Below are 16,234 nucleotides of genomic sequence, written 5' to 3' on the forward strand. Positions count from 1 at the left end.
CGCACCCTAGGTCTGTAAGATATCCACAAAACTGAAAAAGGATGTAAGGGATTTTGTCGAAAAATATTTTTTGGACACCCCTGAGGGGCCGAAAAGCCTTGATAAATCAACATTTCTAGAGGGAGGAAAATCGATCATGCGCGACGGGCATATTCATACGCCGTTTTGTCCGCACGGAAGCCAAGATCCGCTTGAGGCCTATGTAGAGCGCGCGATCGAACTGGGCTATACCGACATTTCCTTTACGGAGCATGCCCCGCTTCCTGAGCGGTTTATCGATCCAACGCCCAACCAGGACTGTTCGATGAAGCTTAGCCAGCTTGAGCGCTATTTGCACGCCGTCGCTGAGGTGAAAGCCCGCTACCGAAACGACATTGCCATCCGTGTCGGGCTCGAAGTCGATTTTATTCCTGGCTTTGAGGAAGAAACAACCCGCCTGCTCGACGAGGTCGGCCCGCTACTTGACGACAGCATTTTATCGGTTCACTTTTTGGCCCACGAAGGGCAATATTTATGCCTTGATTACAGCGAAGATATGTTCGCCGACATCGTCCGCTTGTTCGGATCGGTCGAACGCGTCCACCGCGCCTACTACGAAACGGTGCTGCAATCGATCCGCACGGAGCTTGGCCGCTACAAACCGAGACGCATCGGCCATATGACGCTTGTGCGCAAGTTCCAACGCCGTTTCCCATGCTTGGAACCAATGGATGAGTGGATTGTTGCCATTCTCGATGACATCAAGCAGTTCGGCTATGAATTGGACTACAACGGCGCCGGCGCCGCCAAACCGCTCTGCCTTGAGCCGTATCCGCCGGGCGGCGTGATCGCCGAGGCGCGGCGGCGGGGCATCCCAATCGTCTACGGATCCGACGCCCATCGCGCCGCCGACTTGCACCAAGGACGGGAGAGGATGGACCGCGAGGCGCTTTCGGTTGACAACCGCCCGCAGCCGTCATAAAATAGGCGAATCAGCCATTTCCCTGCTTGCATCCTGCTGGATGTTGAGGCCAGAGTCCTGCTCCAACCATGATGAAAAAGGAGGCTAGTTCTATGTTTCGTCCCATGGCTTACAACGGAACACGCGAAGAAAATTACGCGCTCGTCATCGAACAGCTGAAATCGCTCATTTCCGGGGAACCCAACTTCATCGCCAACTTGGCGAACGCAGCCGCCTTGCTCAACCAGTTTTTCACCGACATCAATTGGGTCGGTTTTTATCTCGCAGACGGCGAGGAGCTTGTGCTTGGCCCGTTCCAAGGCTTGCCGGCATGCGTGCGCATTCCGTTCGGCAAAGGGGTGTGCGGCACGGCGGCCGCCAAACGGCGGACGGTGGTCGTTCCAGACGTTCACCAATTCCCGGGCCATATCGCCTGCGATGCGGCGTCTCAATCGGAAATCGTCGTGCCGCTCATCAAAGACGACCGCGTCATCGGCGTTCTTGACATCGACAGCCCGGTGAAAAACCGCTTCGATGACATCGACCGCCGCTACTTGGAGCAGTTTGCCAGCGTGCTCATTTCCGCCTGACGAAAAAAGCGCACCAAGCGCGAAGAAGGAATCCGCTTGCTCGGATTCCTTTTTTTTACACCTTATACAAATGACCGTCATCGTGCACAAAAATGCAGTTTTTTCCCGTCTCTTTTGCCATATAAAGCGCGGCGTCGGCTCGTTTGAACAGCTGTTTTGCATCCTCGCAGCCTTGGCGCTCCCACCATGACACGCCGCACGAAACGGTCACCGTCGGAATCGTTTGTTCTCTGACTTTTTCTGTGATGCGGCGGGCAATCGAAATGGCGTCAGACAGCGGCACTTTCGGCAAATACACCGCCAGCTCTTCCCCGCCCCAACGCGCCGCCACATCGCCATCGCGAATGTTGGCGCGCACCGTCTCAGCCACTTGGACGAGCACCCCATCGCCCGTTTGATGGCCGTACACATCGTTGATTTGCTTAAAGTTGTCAATGTCAAACAAAATGAGCGCCCCGGATGCATCGGATCCCATGGATGTTTGGATCACCTCGTCCAAGTAGCGGCGCGTATGCAGCTTTGTCAAATAATCGGTGACTACCATCTTCTCGAGCTCTTCGCGCAGCATCGCGTTCATAAACGCCAGCGTTGAATGTTGAACGAGGGATTCCAAGAGCTTAAACATCTCAAACGTAAATCGGTATGGCTCGCTGGCGAGCGCAATGCACAGTCCCTTCGTTTCCTTGTTTTGCTGCATCGGCGCCGCCATGATGGAACGAAACGAACCGAAAGCGGACACGCATACATCACCGGCAAATAAAATGTCATTTCCGCTTTGGCGCCGCTTTTCCACCCATTCGATATAGGGCTCGGACCGATGGTCGAAAAAAAACGGCGTGCTGCCTGGCAAAAGCTCCCGCTTGCCGTCGGCAAACAAGAAAAAACCGACTTCATCCGCGCCGAACGATTGTTGGATTTGCGATACCATGTACTCAATGGCTTCATGAAGCCGCGGCCGGGCGTTCAATTGGCGCATTGTGTCGTTGATCAGCTGCAAATCGGCGACAAGCCGGCGCGACTGTTCATACAACTTGGCGTTCTCAAGCGCGCTTCCAGCCGTGCTCGCCAGCAGCGAAATAAAATGAATCTCTCGTTTTGGAAATGGCGCAGCGTATGGGGCGATAATTTCAATCACCCCATACACCGCCTGCACCCCTTTAATCGGGGCGTACAGCACCGAGCGCGGCGGCGCCTCCATCTCCTCGCATTGCACTTGTCCAGTCAAAAACGCCCGCAACGCCGCCGTCTGTTTTTCCCTTTCATCCAATACAAGCGTTTTAATCGGCAAATTTCCGCGCAGATGGTTGTCATGCGACAACAGAAGGTGGTAGGTGAATGATGGATAGACGTTTTGCAGCGTGCGGATAATTTCTTCAAGCACAACATCGATATGCATCGAGGAATGAATTTTTGCGGCAAAGTGATGCAGCTGTCCATACCGTTTCTCTTCGCCCTCTCCTTGCAGCACCGCGCTAAGTTTCCGAAACAATCGCGCCAAATCCGTCCGGATCTCCCACAACAACCGCTCGTCAAAACCGCCATCTTTTCGATACATCAGCTCGACCATCGCCGGCGTCTCATCGGAAAGCATGAAAAAGAGCCGGGCCGCCATATGCGGCCCACCGGCATCGACAACAGCGACTTTCCGCTCTCCATCAGCCGCGATCGGCCCAGCGTCCGGCGTCCCAACCGCGGCCGCTTCCGGATAAAAGGCAGCCCGCACCGGGTCGTACAAATAAAAAACGGCTTGCTCGAGCGCCAGCTCTTCTTTTAGCAGCGCGAGCAACTCGCCCGCCGCCGCCGAAAACGGCCCATCGTCCTGAAACGCTAAAAACCAGTGGAAAAATTTTTGTTTAAATGATTCATACCGCTTCATTTCTTCCTTGTTCATCGCCTTTTCCACCCAAACCGGCATCATCATTCCAAATGAGAGAATGGGATGACAAATTTTTTCTAAAAATTGCATCTTTTATTATATCATACAAATAGAGAAGAAGGGAAACAAAATGTTGACTTTATCCTCTAAAAATCATATAATAGCCTTTGTGTAAAATATAGCAGCCTTTGTGCCCACCTTTATGGTTCATTTTGTTCCTCGACCCGCCGAGGTGCATCGTGTAACTCTTAGCTGCGAGAGCGAGGATGCATGAAAACAAAATGGCCATAATTGTTGGCGCACATCTGCTTTTATTTTACGGGAATAAAAGCGTAAGGAGGAGCAACGAATGGCTCGTTATACTGGCCCAATGTGGAAAATTTCCCGCCGCCTTGGCATCTCGTTGAGCGGCACGGGGAAAGAATTGCAAAAACGTCCGTATCCGCCTGGCCAACATGGTCCGGGGCAACGGCGGAAATTGTCGGAATATGGCTTGCAGCTGCAAGAAAAACAAAAGCTGCGCCATATGTACGGCGTGAACGAACGCCAATTCCGCAAAACGTTTGAAGAAGCAGGCAAAATGCCGGGCAAACACGGCGAAAACTTCATGATTTTGTTAGAATCGCGCCTAGACAACCTCGTCTATCGCTTAGGGTTGGCCCGCACGCGCCGTCAAGCCCGCCAGCTCGTGACGCACGGCCACATTTTGGTCGACGGCAGCCGTGTCAACATCCCGTCGTACCGAGTCAAACCGGGACAAACGATCGCCGTTCGCGAAAAATCGCGCAACTTGCAAGTGATTAAAGAAGCGCTCGAAGCGAACAACTACATTCCGGATTACTTGACGTTCAATCCGGAAAAAATGGAAGGGACGTACACCCGCTTGCCGGAGCGTTCCGAACTGCCGGCGGAAATCAACGAAGCGCTCATCGTCGAGTTCTACTCGCGTTAAGGCGCAAAAAAGATCCGAAATGCCGATGCATTTCGGATCTTTTTTCTTAGGCGTAGCGAATCAAATAATACTTTTTCTTCCCGCGGCGGATGACCGTAAACCGCCCCTCAAGGCGGTGTTCAGCCGTTAATATGGCTCCGACGTCTTGAAGGCGCTCGCCGTTGACGTAAATGGCGCCGCTTTGGATGTCTTCGCGCGCTTGCCGCTTCGATGGCGAAATGCCGGCAGAAACGAGCAGCTCGACAAGCGGAACGTCGCCTCCTTCATGAACGAATGACGGCACATCTTTGAACCCTTGCTCAATTTCCGCCGCTGTCAAATTGGCAATGTCGCCGCTAAAGAGCGCTTCAGAAATGCGAATCGCTTGCCTGAGCGCCTCTTCGCCGTGCACGAGCTTTGTCACTTCCTCAGCAAGCGCCTTTTGGGCCGCCCGCTTCTCTGGGGCTTCACGAAGCTCTTGTTCAAGCGCTTCGATTTCCTCTTTTGACAGGAACGTAAAGTACTTCAAGTAGCGGATCACATCGCGGTCGTCGGTGTTGATCCAAAACTGGTAAAACTCGTACGGCGATGTTTTCTCTTTATCGAGCCAAATCGTGCCGCTTTCCGTTTTCCCGAATTTCGTGCCGTCCGCTTTCGTCACAAGCGGGATCGTCAAGCCAAACGCCCGCGCCTCGCCTTTCGTTTTGCGAATAAGCTCAAGCCCTGCCGTGATGTTGCCCCATTGGTCGCTCCCGCCGATTTGCAGGCGGCAGCCTTCCGTCTCGTACAGGCGGAGAAAATCGTATGCCTGCAGCATCATATAGCTGAACTCGGTAAATGAAATGCCCGTCTCGATGCGCGATTGCACCGACTCTTTCGCCATCATGTAGTTGACGCTGAAATGCTTGCCCACATCGCGCAAAAACGTAATGACATCCAGCGGCCCGATCCAGTCGTAGTTGTTTTTGATTTTCGCCGGATTGCCGTCCGCTTCAAAATCTAAAAAACGGCCGAGCTGTTCTTTAATACGCGCGCTCCATGCCTCGACGGTTTCTTTCGCATTGAGCGTGCGCTCGCTTTTTTTCCCGCTCGGGTCACCGATCAACCCCGTCGCTCCGCCGACTAGGGCGATCGGCCGGTGCCCCGCCTGCTGGAAGCGGCGCAGCGTCAAAATGGCGGCCAAGTTGCCGATATGCAAACTGTCCGCCGTCGGGTCAAACCCGCAGTAGAGCGTCACCCGCTCCTCATTCAACAGCTTGCGCAACCCGTCTTCATCCGTCGTTTGGTTGACGAGCCCGCGCCATTGCAATTCCGCAAGCAAATCCATGTCCTTCACCTCTCTATAAATGTCATGCAAAAGAAAACACCCGCCCGTGATGAAGGGGCGAGTGTTCGTCGCGGTACCACCCTACTTAGAAAGCATGGTGCTTTCTCACTCATTTGGATAACGGCGCCGGCCGGCGGATGGCTACTAGGTGCCAAAAACGTTCGCCATCGCTGCTCAGGGAGGTAATTCACGCCTGCCTGTGGACTGGCTCGCACCGTCCGCCAGCTCTCTGCACCAGGGAGACAGCCGCTACTTGTTCCCATCATCGCTTTCTCATATGAAATATATACATTCTTATTACCATAGCGATGCGCTCGCTGTCAACTCTAACGCTTTTCGCACAAACGGCGAAAAATCGGCAAAATTCCACAATGCCTCCCCTTCCTATGGTATACTGATATATAATGACTTGCCGCATAGGGGGGGCTGGCATGAAGCGAAACCAACTTTCCATTTCTCTTGAAAAAGCGTGGCATTATTTTTCCCTTACATACGATGTGGTTTGGAACGTCATCTTAATTTTGCTCATCGTCGCACTCTGCCTTGTCTGCTTTGCCATCGGCGCCGGCGCCGGCTATTTTGCCTTTTTGGTCAAAGATATGCCCGTTCCCTCGCCCGACGAGATGAAAAAGGAGATTTACCATTACGGCGAAACGAGCCACATGTACTTTGACGGCGGCGTATATTTAGGGCGGTTCCGGTCCGACCTTGACCGCGAGGCGGTGCCTCTTTCCGAGGTGTCGCCATACGTCGTGCAGGCGATCATCGCGACCGAAGACGAACATTTTTATGAACACGACGGCGTCGTTCCGAAGGCCGTCATCCGCGCCGTGTTTCAAGAGCTGACCAACTCGCCGGTCAAAAGCGGCGGGAGCACGCTTACGCAGCAGCTCGTCAAAAACCAGATGTTGACGAACGAGGTGTCGTTTGAGCGGAAGGCGAAAGAAATGCTGCTTTCACTTCGTCTGGAGAAATTTTTTTCCAAAGAAGACATTTTAGAGGCGTATTTAAACGTCGTTCCGTTCGGCCGCAATTCTTCAGGGCGCAACATCGCCGGCATCCAAGCCGCGGCCCAAGGCGTCTTTGGCGTCAACGCCAAAGAGTTGAATCTCGCTCAAGCGGCGTTTTTGGCCGGACTGCCGCAAAACCCGTTCGTCTACACCCCGTTTGCCGCTGACGGCAGCGTCAAATCGGATCTCTCGGCGGGATTGAAACGGATGAAAACGGTGCTGTACCGGATGAAACGGGCCGGCTACATCTCGGAAAAACAGTATAAGGAAGCGCTTTCCTATGATGTGGCGAAGCATTTCGCCGCCCCGAAGCCGTCGCCGTTTGAACAATATCCGTTTTTGACGATGGAGATTGAGCGGCGGGCGAAAGAGGTGCTCGCCGAGACGTTCGCCAAGCGCGACGGCTATAAGCCGGAAGAGGTGAAGCGCGACCCCGCTCGTTTCCGCCGCTACCTCGGCGAGGCGGAAAAAGCGTTGCGCCAAGGCGGATATCGGATTTATACGACGATCGACAAAAAGATTTATGAACAAATGCAGCGCATCGCCGCCCGCTACCCGTATTACGGAAGCGACAATGTGTATTACACCAAAGACAAGAAAACAGGAAAAATGATCCCCCATCGCCAACCGGTCGAAGTCGGGGCGATGCTCATCGAAAACAAAACGGGAAAAATCATCAGCTTCGTCGGCGGCCGCGATTATGGGCGCGAGCAGTTGAACCACGCCACCCAGGCGCACCGGTCCAACGGGTCAACGATGAAACCGCTCTTAGTATACGCGCCGGCGATGGAGATGGGCGTCATCCAGCCGGCGACGATCATTCCCGACTTGCCGCTTTCGATCGGTTCGTATACACCGAAAAACGCGGACGGAAAAACGCACGGGCTCGTCACGGCGCGCTATGCCTTGCAGCAATCGTTCAACATTCCGGCCGTTCGGACGTATATGAGAATTCGATCCCGCCATCCGATTGACTATTTGCATAAAATGGGGGTCACGAGCGTCGCCAAACAAGAAGAGGCCAATCCAGCTTTGGCGATCGGCGGGACGCACATTGGCGTCACGGTCGAGGAAAACGTCAACGCCTATGCGACGTTCGCCAATTACGGATCGTTCGTGGACGCTTACATGATTGAGAAGATTGTGGACAAAAACGGAAAGATCGTTTACAAACATCAAAGCAAACCCGTCCCGGTGTTTTCGCCGCAAACGTCGTACTTGATGATTGATATGATGCGCGACGTGCTTCACGGCGGAACGGCCTCGTCGGTGCCGCGCTACTTGACCTTTTCCGCCGATTGGGCGGGAAAAACCGGCACATCGCAAGACAAGCGCGATTCGTGGTTTATCGCCGTCAATCCGAACGTCACGTTCGGCGTTTGGATCGGCTATGACCGGCCGGCGCCGCTTGAGTCCCGCTACAAAGGGCTTTCCTACAGCCAGCGCACCCAGCTGTTATGGGCGCGGTTGATCAATGCTGCCTATCAAGAAAACCCGAAGCTCATCGCTCCGCCGAAGCGGTTTCTCATGCCAGGCGGCATCGTCCGCCGCGCTTACTGCGCCGCGAGCGGCTTCAGCCCGTCGGCCGCGTGCGAAAAAGCCGGGCTCGTCCGTTACGATCTGTACAATACGAAGTTTGCACCGCGGGAAGGAAGCGGCGAGGAAGTGGAAGTGATGGAAAGCCGGGTCGTCGTCATCGGCGGACGCCGCTATGTGGCGCTTGAGACGACGCCGGAAGAGTTTGTCACTCGCGAAGTGATCGTGAATCCGAAGCTTCTCGCCGATTGGGGGATCAACGGCGAAGGGCAGGCGGGCGATGCATCGCTCGTCTCCACATTAAAGGAAAACGGCCGTCCACCGGCTCCACCCGCCGCTCGGCTTGCAGGGGGCAAGCTCGTCTGGAATCGCCATAACGAGCCGGATGTCATCGGCTACCGCGTCTATCTAGTGAACGAAACGGGGGAACGACGCCTCGCCGCCGCTGTTAAAGCGGACGAGGCAGCCTCGTTTTCGCCGCTGCAGCCGGGCGCCGCGTACTGCGTCACTGCTGTGGACATCGCCGGACAGGAATCGGCGCCGTCGAACCTCGTTTCGCTGCCGTCCGCCTCGCCGCCCAATTCCGGTCATCAAAAGAGCGGCGAGCCGTCTTCTCCCCCGCCGTCGGGTGACGTGGAGTGACAAGGAGCTGACCCAAAAGATTGTCTTTCTTTGATTGGCTTTCTTTAGAAGATGCCATTCGTTTTGAATAAAGAGTTGGCGCGTATATATGGTGATCGAAAAGAGGGTGTCCCGATCCTTGTTGGGACACCCTTTCTTGTTTTGTGAAGATGGGGAAAGCACAACGATTTTCGCCAAATGGATGGTTCTTAAGCGAAGAGGAAACGGGCATGTATCAAGTTTTTCAAATGGAGAAATCACGCTGTTGGCCGCGTTTTCCGTTCCATCACCGTCTTTGCAGCCGCCCCGCTTCGGCCCCAGTCTGAAAAGAACAACAGCGCCTGGAACAGCGGATGTTCCAGACGCTTTTCGCTCATCAGTCTTCCATCGTCGACAAATCGCCGGTCGGCAAGTTGAGCTCCCACGCCTTTAGGACGCGGCGCATGATTTTCCCGCTCCGCGTTTTCGGCAGTTTGTCGCGGAACTCGATCTCACGCGGCGCGGCATGAGCGGCAAGCCCTTTTTTCACAAATTGGCGGATGTCTTCTTTCAGCTCCTCGGACGGCTCGTACCCTTCGCGAAGCGCGATGAACGCTTTGATGATTTCCCCGCGCACCGGATCCGGCTTGCCGATGACGCCGGCTTCGGCAACGGCCGGATGCTCGACGAGCTTGCTTTCGACTTCAAACGGCCCAACGCGCTCGCCGGATGTGTTGATGACATCGTCAACACGGCCTTGGAACCAGAAGTAGCCGTCTTCATCCATGTAGGCCGAATCGCCGGATACGTACCAGTCGCCGATAAAGTATGATTCATATTTTTGCGGGTTGTTCCAAATCGTTTTCATCATCGACGGCCAGCCTTTTTTGATGGCCAAGTTGCCCATCCGGTACGGCGGCAAGACGTTTCCTTGGTCATCAATGATCGCCGCCTCAACGCCCGGAATCGGTTTCCCCATCGATCCCGGCTTGATTTCCATGCACGGGTAGTTGCAAATGAGATGCCCGCCTGTTTCCGTCATCCACCACGTATCATGGATGCGGCGGCCGAACACTTTCATCCCCCAGCGGATGACTTCCGGGTTGAGCGGCTCGCCGACGCTCAAAATGTGGCGGAGCGAGCTTAAATCATATTTTTTCACGACTTCATCGCCGGCGCCCATCAGCATGCGGAACGCCGTCGGCGCGCTGTACCAGACGGTGACGCCGAAATCTTGGATCGTTTCATACCAAGCATCCGGGCTGAAGCGGCCGCCGACGATGACGCTTGACGCTCCGCACAGCCACGGGCCGAAGATGCCGTACGACGTCCCGGTCACCCACCCCGGGTCAGCCGTGCACCAGTAAATGTCGTCTTCTTTTAAGTCGAGCACCCATTTCGCCGTTTGATAGTGCTGAATCATCGCGTTATGGACGTGCAAAACGCCTTTCGGCTTGCCGGTCGAACCGGATGTGTAATGCAAAATCAAGCCGTCTTGGCGGTCGACCCATTCGATGTCGAAATGCTTGCTTGCCTCATTCATCCGCTTTTTCAAATCGATGTACGGCCCTTCCTCGACAATGCCGTCGCCGACCAAAAAGACGTACTTCAACTCCGGCAAATCGCCGACCGGCACGCGCGGCAGAAGCTCCGGCGTCGTAATGATCGCCTTCGCCCCGCTGTCTTCAAGACGGTCGCGCACCGCTCCTTCCATGAACGCCTCAAACAACGGCCCGACGATGGCGCCGGTTTTAATGATCCCAAGCACCGCAAAGTACAGTTCCGGAGAACGCGGCATGAACACGAACACACGGTCGCCCTTCTGAATGTCCGCCGCCTGTTTTAAGACGTTCGCCACCTTATTGGACATCTCTTTCATTTCTTTGAACGTATATTTCTCGTTCCGCACCGCGTCGCGGTAATAGAGCGCCACTTTATTTTTACGGAACGACTCAGCATGGCGGTCGATCGCCTCATACGCCATGTTGACTCGGCCCGTTTCATGCCAAGAAAACTCTTTCTCCACTTCCGACCATTGAAACTGTTTATATGTTTCTTCGTAGTTTTTCAAATTGTAGTCCCCTTGTATGACAGGAAGCCGTTCTGTGTTCATTCTCCGATCCCCCTTATGTAAGTGATTACATTTCTATTATAGTCGATTGAAAACCATTTCTCAATTTTTAAAATATTCCTCGTCCCCACTTTTTTGAAATTTTTTTGAACCGCGCCAGCCGGCGCCGTTTTTATGTATAATGGAAGCAGAACGACCAATTCAGGTGGTGGACGAATGGAACATAAAAAAACGTATAACGCCAAAGAGCTGAAAACCCCGAAAGGAACGCTCCTCATCGAAGGGCCGGTGACGCCGGAAGCGTTGGCCAGCTATGAATTCCACCATGACCTCACTTCCTTCCGCCCGCCTGCCAAACAGCACAAAGCGTTGATCGAAATCGCCAAGCTGCCGGAAGGGCGGATCATCATCGCCCGCCGCGGCGAGGTGATTGTCGGGTATGTGACGTTTTTGTATCCTGATCCTCTCGAACGTTGGTCGGAAGGGAACATGGAAAATTTGCTCGAGCTTGGCGCCATTGAAGTCATTCCGGAGTTCCGCGGGTTTGGCGTCGGAAAAAATTTATTGATCGTCTCGATGATGGACGACGCCATGGAAGACTATATCATCATTACAACGGAGTATTATTGGCATTGGGATCTAAAAGGCACGGGGCTGAACGTATGGGAGTACCGAAAAGTGATGGAGAAAATGATGAACGCCGGCGGGCTCGTCTGGTATGCGACCGACGACCCGGAAATTTGCTCCCATCCGGCGAACTGCCTCATGGTCCGCATTGGCAAACGGGTCGACGCCGAATCGATTCAACGATTCGACCGGCTTCGGTTTATGAACCGCTATATGTACTAGCTGAAATTCTCAGCTGTCCGGACGTTTGCGCCCGCCTTGCCGGTTGCGGGCGGCGCGCATAAAATGCCACGCACAAAGGGGAGAGGAGAACGATGCTTGTCGAACAAGTGATGAAAGCACCGGTTATCACGCTTCGCGCCACCAATACAATCGCCGAAGCGCTGCAGCTGCTAAGACATCACCGCATCCGCCATCTGCCGGTCGTCGACGAGGAAGGACGTCTTCTGGGGCTTGTGACGAGCCAAGATTTGCGCGACGCGAGCCCATCCATTTTCCATCTTCATGAACATCTTGAAGACTTGCAAAAACCGGTCAGCACGATTATGAAAACCGACCTCATCGTCGGCCATCCGCTCGATTTCGTCGAGGAGGTGGCGGCGCTCTTTTACGAACACCGAATCGGCTGTCTGCCGATCGTCAATCACGGGAAACTCGTCGGCATCATCACGCAAACGGATTTGCTCCGCACGTTCATTGAATTGACCGGCGTTCACCAGCCGGGGTCGCAAATCGAGATCAAAGTGCCGAACGAAACCGGCATGTTAAGCAAAGCGGCGGCCATCATCAGCGAGCGCCATGTGAACATCGCCAGCGTCTTGGTGTATCCAGCTCCGGATCCGAATGAGAAAATTTTAGTTTTCCGCGTGCAGACGATGAATCCGCTTCCATTGATCCGCGATTTGCAAAACGCCGGCTATCACGTGCTATGGCCGAACTTGCCGGGGGTTACGTCATGAGCCGAAACTGCGCATTCGTCTATAGCGAGCAATTTCTTCAGTACAAATTTCATGACGACCATCCGTTCAACCAGCTGCGGGTCAAAATGACATACGACTTGCTTTGCACGCTCGGCGCGCTCGAAGACCGCCAGATCGTCGCCCCGCGCATGGCGACCGATGACGAGCTGGCGCTCATTCACGACCGCTCCTACATCGAGGCGGTGAAAGCGGCCGGGCGCGGCGAGCTGTCGGAAGCGGCGGCGCAAAACTACGGCCTTGGCACCGAGGATACGCCGATTTTCCCAAACATGCACGAAGCGAGCGCTCTTTTGGTCGGCAGCACCCTCACCGCCGTCGACGCGGTTCTTTCCGGAGCGGCCGAGCATGCGCTCAACCTTGGCGGCGGTCTGCACCACGGCTTCCGCGGCAAAGCATCCGGCTTTTGCGTCTACAACGACAGCGCGGTCGCCATTCAATACATCAGGGAGAAATACGGACTGCGCGTGTTGTACGTCGACACGGACGCCCACCACGGCGACGGGGTGCAATGGGCGTTTTACGACGATCCGAACGTTTGCACGTTTTCCATTCATGAAACGGGGCGCTATTTGTTCCCAGGGACCGGAAATGTCAACGAGCGCGGCTTAGGCGCGGGCTACGGCTATTCGTTCAACATTCCCGTTGATGCGTTCACGGAAGACGAATCATGGATCGCCGCCTATACGACCGCGCTTCGGGAAATCGCCGACTTTTTCCGCCCGGACGTCATCGTGACGCAAAACGGCGTCGACGCCCACTATTACGATCCGCTCACCCATTTGTCGGTGACGATGAAAACCTACCGCGCCATTCCGAAACTCGCGCACGAAATCGCGCATGAATATTGCGGCGGACGCTGGATCGCCGTCGGCGGCGGCGGCTATGACATCTGGCGCGTCGTGCCGCGGGCATGGGCGCTCCTTTGGCTCGAGATGACGGGACAAGCCGATGTGTCCGGCCCGCTGCCGGATGAGTGGCGCGAACGTTGGCAACCGCTTTCACCCGTCGCGCTTCCGCTTGAGTGGGACGACCCGGATGACTTGTATCCCCCGATCCCGCGCAAGGCGGAGATCAGCGAAAAAAATGCGCAAACGGTGGAAAAGGCGTTGTATTTCATTCGCAGTCAACGCCGGGCGGGGACTTGATTTTTTTTCATTTAAAGAAAACAATGGATTTCTACGTCCTGTTTTCCTAGTCAACTTCCGTTTTCACCGAAAAACGGGCCGACTGCAAGGCGATTGCAGCTGTCAAAAAAGAAATGGAGCAAAGCAAGCAAGAAGCTGGCCCCCGTGTTGAGGCCAGCTTTTTTCATTTCGTCGACTCCCGCACTTCAAGCCGGTGCGGCAAGACAACGATATGGTGGTCCACTGGCTCTTTGTTCATATACTTCGTCAAGAGCCGCATCGCCACCGCCCCGATGTCGTACATCGGCTGCACGACGGTCGTCAGCCGCGGCCGCACCATCGTCGCCAATCGCGTGTTGTCAAAACCGACGACTTCCAGTTCATCCGGCACGCGCACCCCGTGGTCTTGGGCGCTGTGGATGATGCCGAGCGCCATTTCGTCCGTGCCAGCAAACACCGCCGTCGGCCGTTCGGCAAGCTCTGTGATTTTCTCATACGCCTCCAAGCCGGAGTCGTACGAGTTGTCGCCCTCAATGACGAGCTCTTCCTCATACGGCGCGCCGTGTTCCTCAAGCGCGCGTCGGTACCCCGCCAACTTCCGCTGGTTGATCGGGTCATCGGTCGGACCGGTCACATAGACAATGCGGCGGTTTCCTTTTTCCAGCAAATACGTCACGGCTTCAAACGCCGCCTGCTCATAGTCGATGTTGACCGAGGGAATCTCGTTCGGTCCCATCGTCGCCGCAAGCACGATCGGCACCGACGACTTTTGAAATTCGGCGACGTGCTCATCGGTGATCGTCCCGCCCATAAACAACAGGCCGTCCACTTGCTTGGCGAGCATCGTGTTGAGCAAATGCAGCTCTTTTTCTTTGTTTTGGTCGGAGTTGCTCAAAATGATGTTGTACTTGTACATCGTGGCGATGTCCTCAATGCCGCGCGCCAGTTCGGCGAAGAAAATGCTCGAAATATCCGGGATGATCACTCCGACCGTCGTCGTTTTTTTGCTGGCGAGCCCCCGCGCCACGGCGTTCGGGCGGTAGCCGAGCCGTTCGATGGCCTCAAGCACTTTTTTCCTCGTCGACGGTTTGACGTTCGGGTTGCCATTGACGACGCGCGAGACGGTCGCCATCGAGACGTTCGCCTCCCGCGCCACATCATAAATCGTTACCGTCATGTTGTTTCACTCCTTTTCGCTCGATCCGATAACCGGTCAAATTCCGAATGTATGTACAACTATCATACGATACATTATCGCCAACTCGCAACGAAATCGCAACCATTTTGCCGGTTTGTTCACAAACCGTTCACGGGTAGTTTGCCCCAACACTCGCCATCTCATCAAAAAATCCCCTCGGGCAACAACCGAGGGGATCGTCTTACGCCTGAACAAACTGACGTTGGAACGCGCGCACTTCTTCCATAAACTCGTTGAATTGGGCGATGTCCATTTGCTGGGCGGAATCGGACAAGGCGACGGCCGGGTCCGGATGCACTTCGGCCATGACGCCGTCGGCGCCGATCGCCAAGGCCGCTTTGGCGCACGGGATGAGCAGATCGCGCCGCCCCGTTGAGTGGGTGACATCGACGAACACCGGCAAGTGCGTTTCTTTCTTCAAAATCGGCACAGCCGAAATGTCGAGCGTGTTGCGCGTCGCCCGCTCGTACGTGCGGATGCCGCGCTCGCACAAAATGATCTGCCCGTTTCCTTGTGACATGATGTACTCAGCGGCGTTGATGAATTCTTCAATCGTCGCCGCCAAGCCGCGCTTCAGCAAAATCGGCTTGTTCACTTGGCCGGCTGCCTTAAGCAGCTCAAAGTTTTGCATGTTGCGCGCGCCGATTTGGATGACGTCAATATAGTCCAAGGCGATTTCAATGTCCGCCGGGGTGACGATTTCACTGATGACCGCCAAATCAAACTCATCGGCGATCCGTTTCAAAATTTTCAGCCCTTCCACGCCGAGCCCTTGGAAATCGTACGGCGACGTGCGCGGTTTGTAGGCGCCGCCGCGCAGCAGCTTGATCCCTTGTTTTTTCACGGCCTCCGCCACCGCAGCGACTTGTTCATAGCTTTCCACAGCGCACGGGCCCATGACGAAATATTGGTTGCCGTCGCCGATTCGCTCGCCTTTCACTTCAACAATCGTGTTTTCCGGATGCTTTTTCCGCGAGACAAGGAGCGCCTTGCGGTGGTCGTCTTCCTGCAGCTCGAGCGCTGCTTTAAAAATTTCCTTGAAAATGTGCTGCAGCGTCGATGTTTCAAACGGCCCATCGTTATGCTCGGAAATGAGATCCAACATTTTCCGTTCGCGCACCGGATCGTAGCGGTGCGTCCCTTGCGCTTCTTTAATTTTTCCGATCTCCTGAACGAGCCGCCCCCGTTCATTGATCAGTTTCAACAGCTGCAAGTTGATCTCATCGACTCGCGCCCGCAGTTCGTCTAATCTCTCATTGCTCATGCTTTTCTCATCCTTTCGCCAAGTGTAGTGCATTGTTTTCGCCGCTTGCCGGCAAGCGGCGCCCCCGTCTTGGAGAGCGAAGTCGTTTAATTAGTGTTTATTATAATCGATGGAGCTATCGTTGTCACGAAAAAAATGCTTTTTTGATTAAACGCTTTTA

At 54.8% G+C, this 16,234-nt stretch carries 12 protein-coding genes and 1 other annotated feature; of the genes, 7 read left to right on the forward strand and 5 right to left on the reverse strand.

The window, feature by feature from the left end; all coding sequences use genetic code 11:
- Positions 1-136: 136 nt before the first annotated feature.
- Together hisJ and ACVBDQ_RS13505 are read left to right on the forward strand one after the other, a co-directional pair.
- On the forward strand, positions 137-961 hold the full coding sequence (gene hisJ, locus ACVBDQ_RS13500; protein ID WP_131872137.1) for a histidinol-phosphatase HisJ: 825 nt from the start codon (positions 137-139) through the stop codon (positions 959-961).
- A gap of 92 nt (positions 962-1,053) precedes the next feature.
- Positions 1,054-1,530, forward strand: coding sequence for a GAF domain-containing protein (locus tag ACVBDQ_RS13505; protein WP_011232274.1), 477 nt, complete (start codon positions 1,054-1,056; stop codon positions 1,528-1,530).
- A gap of 55 nt (positions 1,531-1,585) precedes the next feature.
- Here ACVBDQ_RS13505 and ACVBDQ_RS13510 read toward each other — a convergent pair whose 3' ends face one another.
- Positions 1,586-3,445: a sensor domain-containing diguanylate cyclase gene (locus ACVBDQ_RS13510; protein WP_446663271.1), complete on the reverse strand. Its 1,860-nt coding sequence runs from the start codon at positions 3,443-3,445 to the stop codon at positions 1,586-1,588.
- Positions 3,446-3,755: 310 nt separating this feature from the next.
- On the opposite strand from ACVBDQ_RS13510, the gene rpsD reads away from it, so the two are divergent.
- Positions 3,756-4,358: a 30S ribosomal protein S4 gene (gene rpsD / locus ACVBDQ_RS13515; RefSeq protein ID WP_011232276.1), complete on the forward strand. Its 603-nt coding sequence runs from the start codon at positions 3,756-3,758 to the stop codon at positions 4,356-4,358.
- A 46-nt stretch (positions 4,359-4,404) separates the two neighbouring features.
- Here the strand turns inward: rpsD and tyrS are convergent, their stop codons facing one another.
- Positions 4,405-5,664: a tyrosine--tRNA ligase gene (gene tyrS / locus ACVBDQ_RS13520; RefSeq protein ID WP_011232277.1), complete on the reverse strand. Its 1,260-nt coding sequence runs from the start codon at positions 5,662-5,664 to the stop codon at positions 4,405-4,407.
- A 50-nt stretch (positions 5,665-5,714) separates the two neighbouring features.
- Positions 5,715-5,939: a binding site (T-box leader), on the reverse strand.
- A 156-nt stretch (positions 5,940-6,095) separates the two neighbouring features.
- Here tyrS and ACVBDQ_RS13525 point away from each other — a divergent pair.
- Positions 6,096-8,852 carry a transglycosylase domain-containing protein gene (locus ACVBDQ_RS13525; RefSeq protein ID WP_446663269.1) on the forward strand — a complete coding sequence of 919 codons (2,757 nt, stop codon included), beginning with the start codon at positions 6,096-6,098 and terminating at the stop codon, positions 8,850-8,852.
- A 355-nt stretch (positions 8,853-9,207) separates the two neighbouring features.
- Here ACVBDQ_RS13525 and acsA read toward each other — a convergent pair whose 3' ends face one another.
- Positions 9,208-10,923 (reverse strand): acetate--CoA ligase, encoded by a 1,716-nt coding sequence (gene acsA / locus ACVBDQ_RS13530; RefSeq protein ID WP_446663270.1) that lies wholly within the window; start codon positions 10,921-10,923, stop codon positions 9,208-9,210.
- Between the two features lie 174 nt (positions 10,924-11,097).
- Between acsA and ACVBDQ_RS13535 the strand changes: the two genes are divergently transcribed.
- The 3 genes from ACVBDQ_RS13535 (at position 11,098) to ACVBDQ_RS13545 (ending at position 13,633) form a co-directional block, all read left to right on the forward strand.
- The gene (locus tag ACVBDQ_RS13535) at positions 11,098-11,730 is read left to right on the forward strand and encodes a GNAT family N-acetyltransferase (protein WP_011232281.1); all 633 of its coding nucleotides are present in this window, start codon (positions 11,098-11,100) and stop codon (positions 11,728-11,730) included.
- Positions 11,731-11,822: 92 nt separating this feature from the next.
- Positions 11,823-12,467: an acetoin utilization AcuB family protein gene (locus ACVBDQ_RS13540; protein ID WP_011232282.1), complete on the forward strand. Its 645-nt coding sequence runs from the start codon at positions 11,823-11,825 to the stop codon at positions 12,465-12,467.
- Positions 12,464-13,633, forward strand: a complete 1,170-nt coding sequence (locus ACVBDQ_RS13545) for an acetoin utilization protein AcuC (RefSeq protein WP_011232283.1) — start codon at positions 12,464-12,466, stop codon at positions 13,631-13,633. Before ACVBDQ_RS13540 ends, ACVBDQ_RS13545 begins: the two co-directional genes overlap by 4 nt.
- Before the next feature lie 163 nt (positions 13,634-13,796).
- Here ACVBDQ_RS13545 and ccpA read toward each other — a convergent pair whose 3' ends face one another.
- On the reverse strand, positions 13,797-14,789 hold the full coding sequence (gene ccpA, locus ACVBDQ_RS13550) for a catabolite control protein A (RefSeq protein WP_023633315.1): 993 nt from the start codon (positions 14,787-14,789) through the stop codon (positions 13,797-13,799).
- Between the two features lie 202 nt (positions 14,790-14,991).
- Positions 14,992-16,074 (reverse strand): bifunctional 3-deoxy-7-phosphoheptulonate synthase/chorismate mutase, encoded by a 1,083-nt coding sequence (locus tag ACVBDQ_RS13555; protein ID WP_011232285.1) that lies wholly within the window; start codon positions 16,072-16,074, stop codon positions 14,992-14,994.
- Positions 16,075-16,234: the final 160 nt, after the last annotated feature.

Source organism: Geobacillus sp. CCR, assembly GCF_052906625.1.

Excerpts from the sequence above, each read along its gene's own strand:
- ACVBDQ_RS13525 (WP_446663269.1), top strand. The coding sequence starts at position 6,096 with ATGAAGCGAAACCAACTTTCCATTTCTCTTGAAAAAGCGTGGCATTAT.
- ACVBDQ_RS13555 (WP_011232285.1), bottom strand. The coding sequence starts at position 16,074 with ATGAGCAATGAGAGATTAGACGAACTGCGGGCGCGAGTCGATGAGATC.
- rpsD (WP_011232276.1), top strand. The coding sequence starts at position 3,756 with ATGGCTCGTTATACTGGCCCAATGTGGAAAATTTCCCGCCGCCTTGGC.
- ACVBDQ_RS13535 (WP_011232281.1), top strand. The coding sequence starts at position 11,098 with ATGGAACATAAAAAAACGTATAACGCCAAAGAGCTGAAAACCCCGAAA.
- ACVBDQ_RS13510 (WP_446663271.1), bottom strand. The coding sequence starts at position 3,445 with ATGCCGGTTTGGGTGGAAAAGGCGATGAACAAGGAAGAAATGAAGCGG.
- ACVBDQ_RS13540 (WP_011232282.1), top strand. The coding sequence starts at position 11,823 with ATGCTTGTCGAACAAGTGATGAAAGCACCGGTTATCACGCTTCGCGCC.
- ACVBDQ_RS13545 (WP_011232283.1), top strand. The coding sequence starts at position 12,464 with ATGAGCCGAAACTGCGCATTCGTCTATAGCGAGCAATTTCTTCAGTAC.
- ccpA (WP_023633315.1), bottom strand. The coding sequence starts at position 14,789 with ATGACGGTAACGATTTATGATGTGGCGCGGGAGGCGAACGTCTCGATG.
- acsA (WP_446663270.1), bottom strand. The coding sequence starts at position 10,923 with ATGAACACAGAACGGCTTCCTGTCATACAAGGGGACTACAATTTGAAA.
- tyrS (WP_011232277.1), bottom strand. The coding sequence starts at position 5,664 with ATGGATTTGCTTGCGGAATTGCAATGGCGCGGGCTCGTCAACCAAACG.
- ACVBDQ_RS13505 (WP_011232274.1), top strand. The coding sequence starts at position 1,054 with ATGTTTCGTCCCATGGCTTACAACGGAACACGCGAAGAAAATTACGCG.
- hisJ (WP_131872137.1), top strand. The coding sequence starts at position 137 with ATGCGCGACGGGCATATTCATACGCCGTTTTGTCCGCACGGAAGCCAA.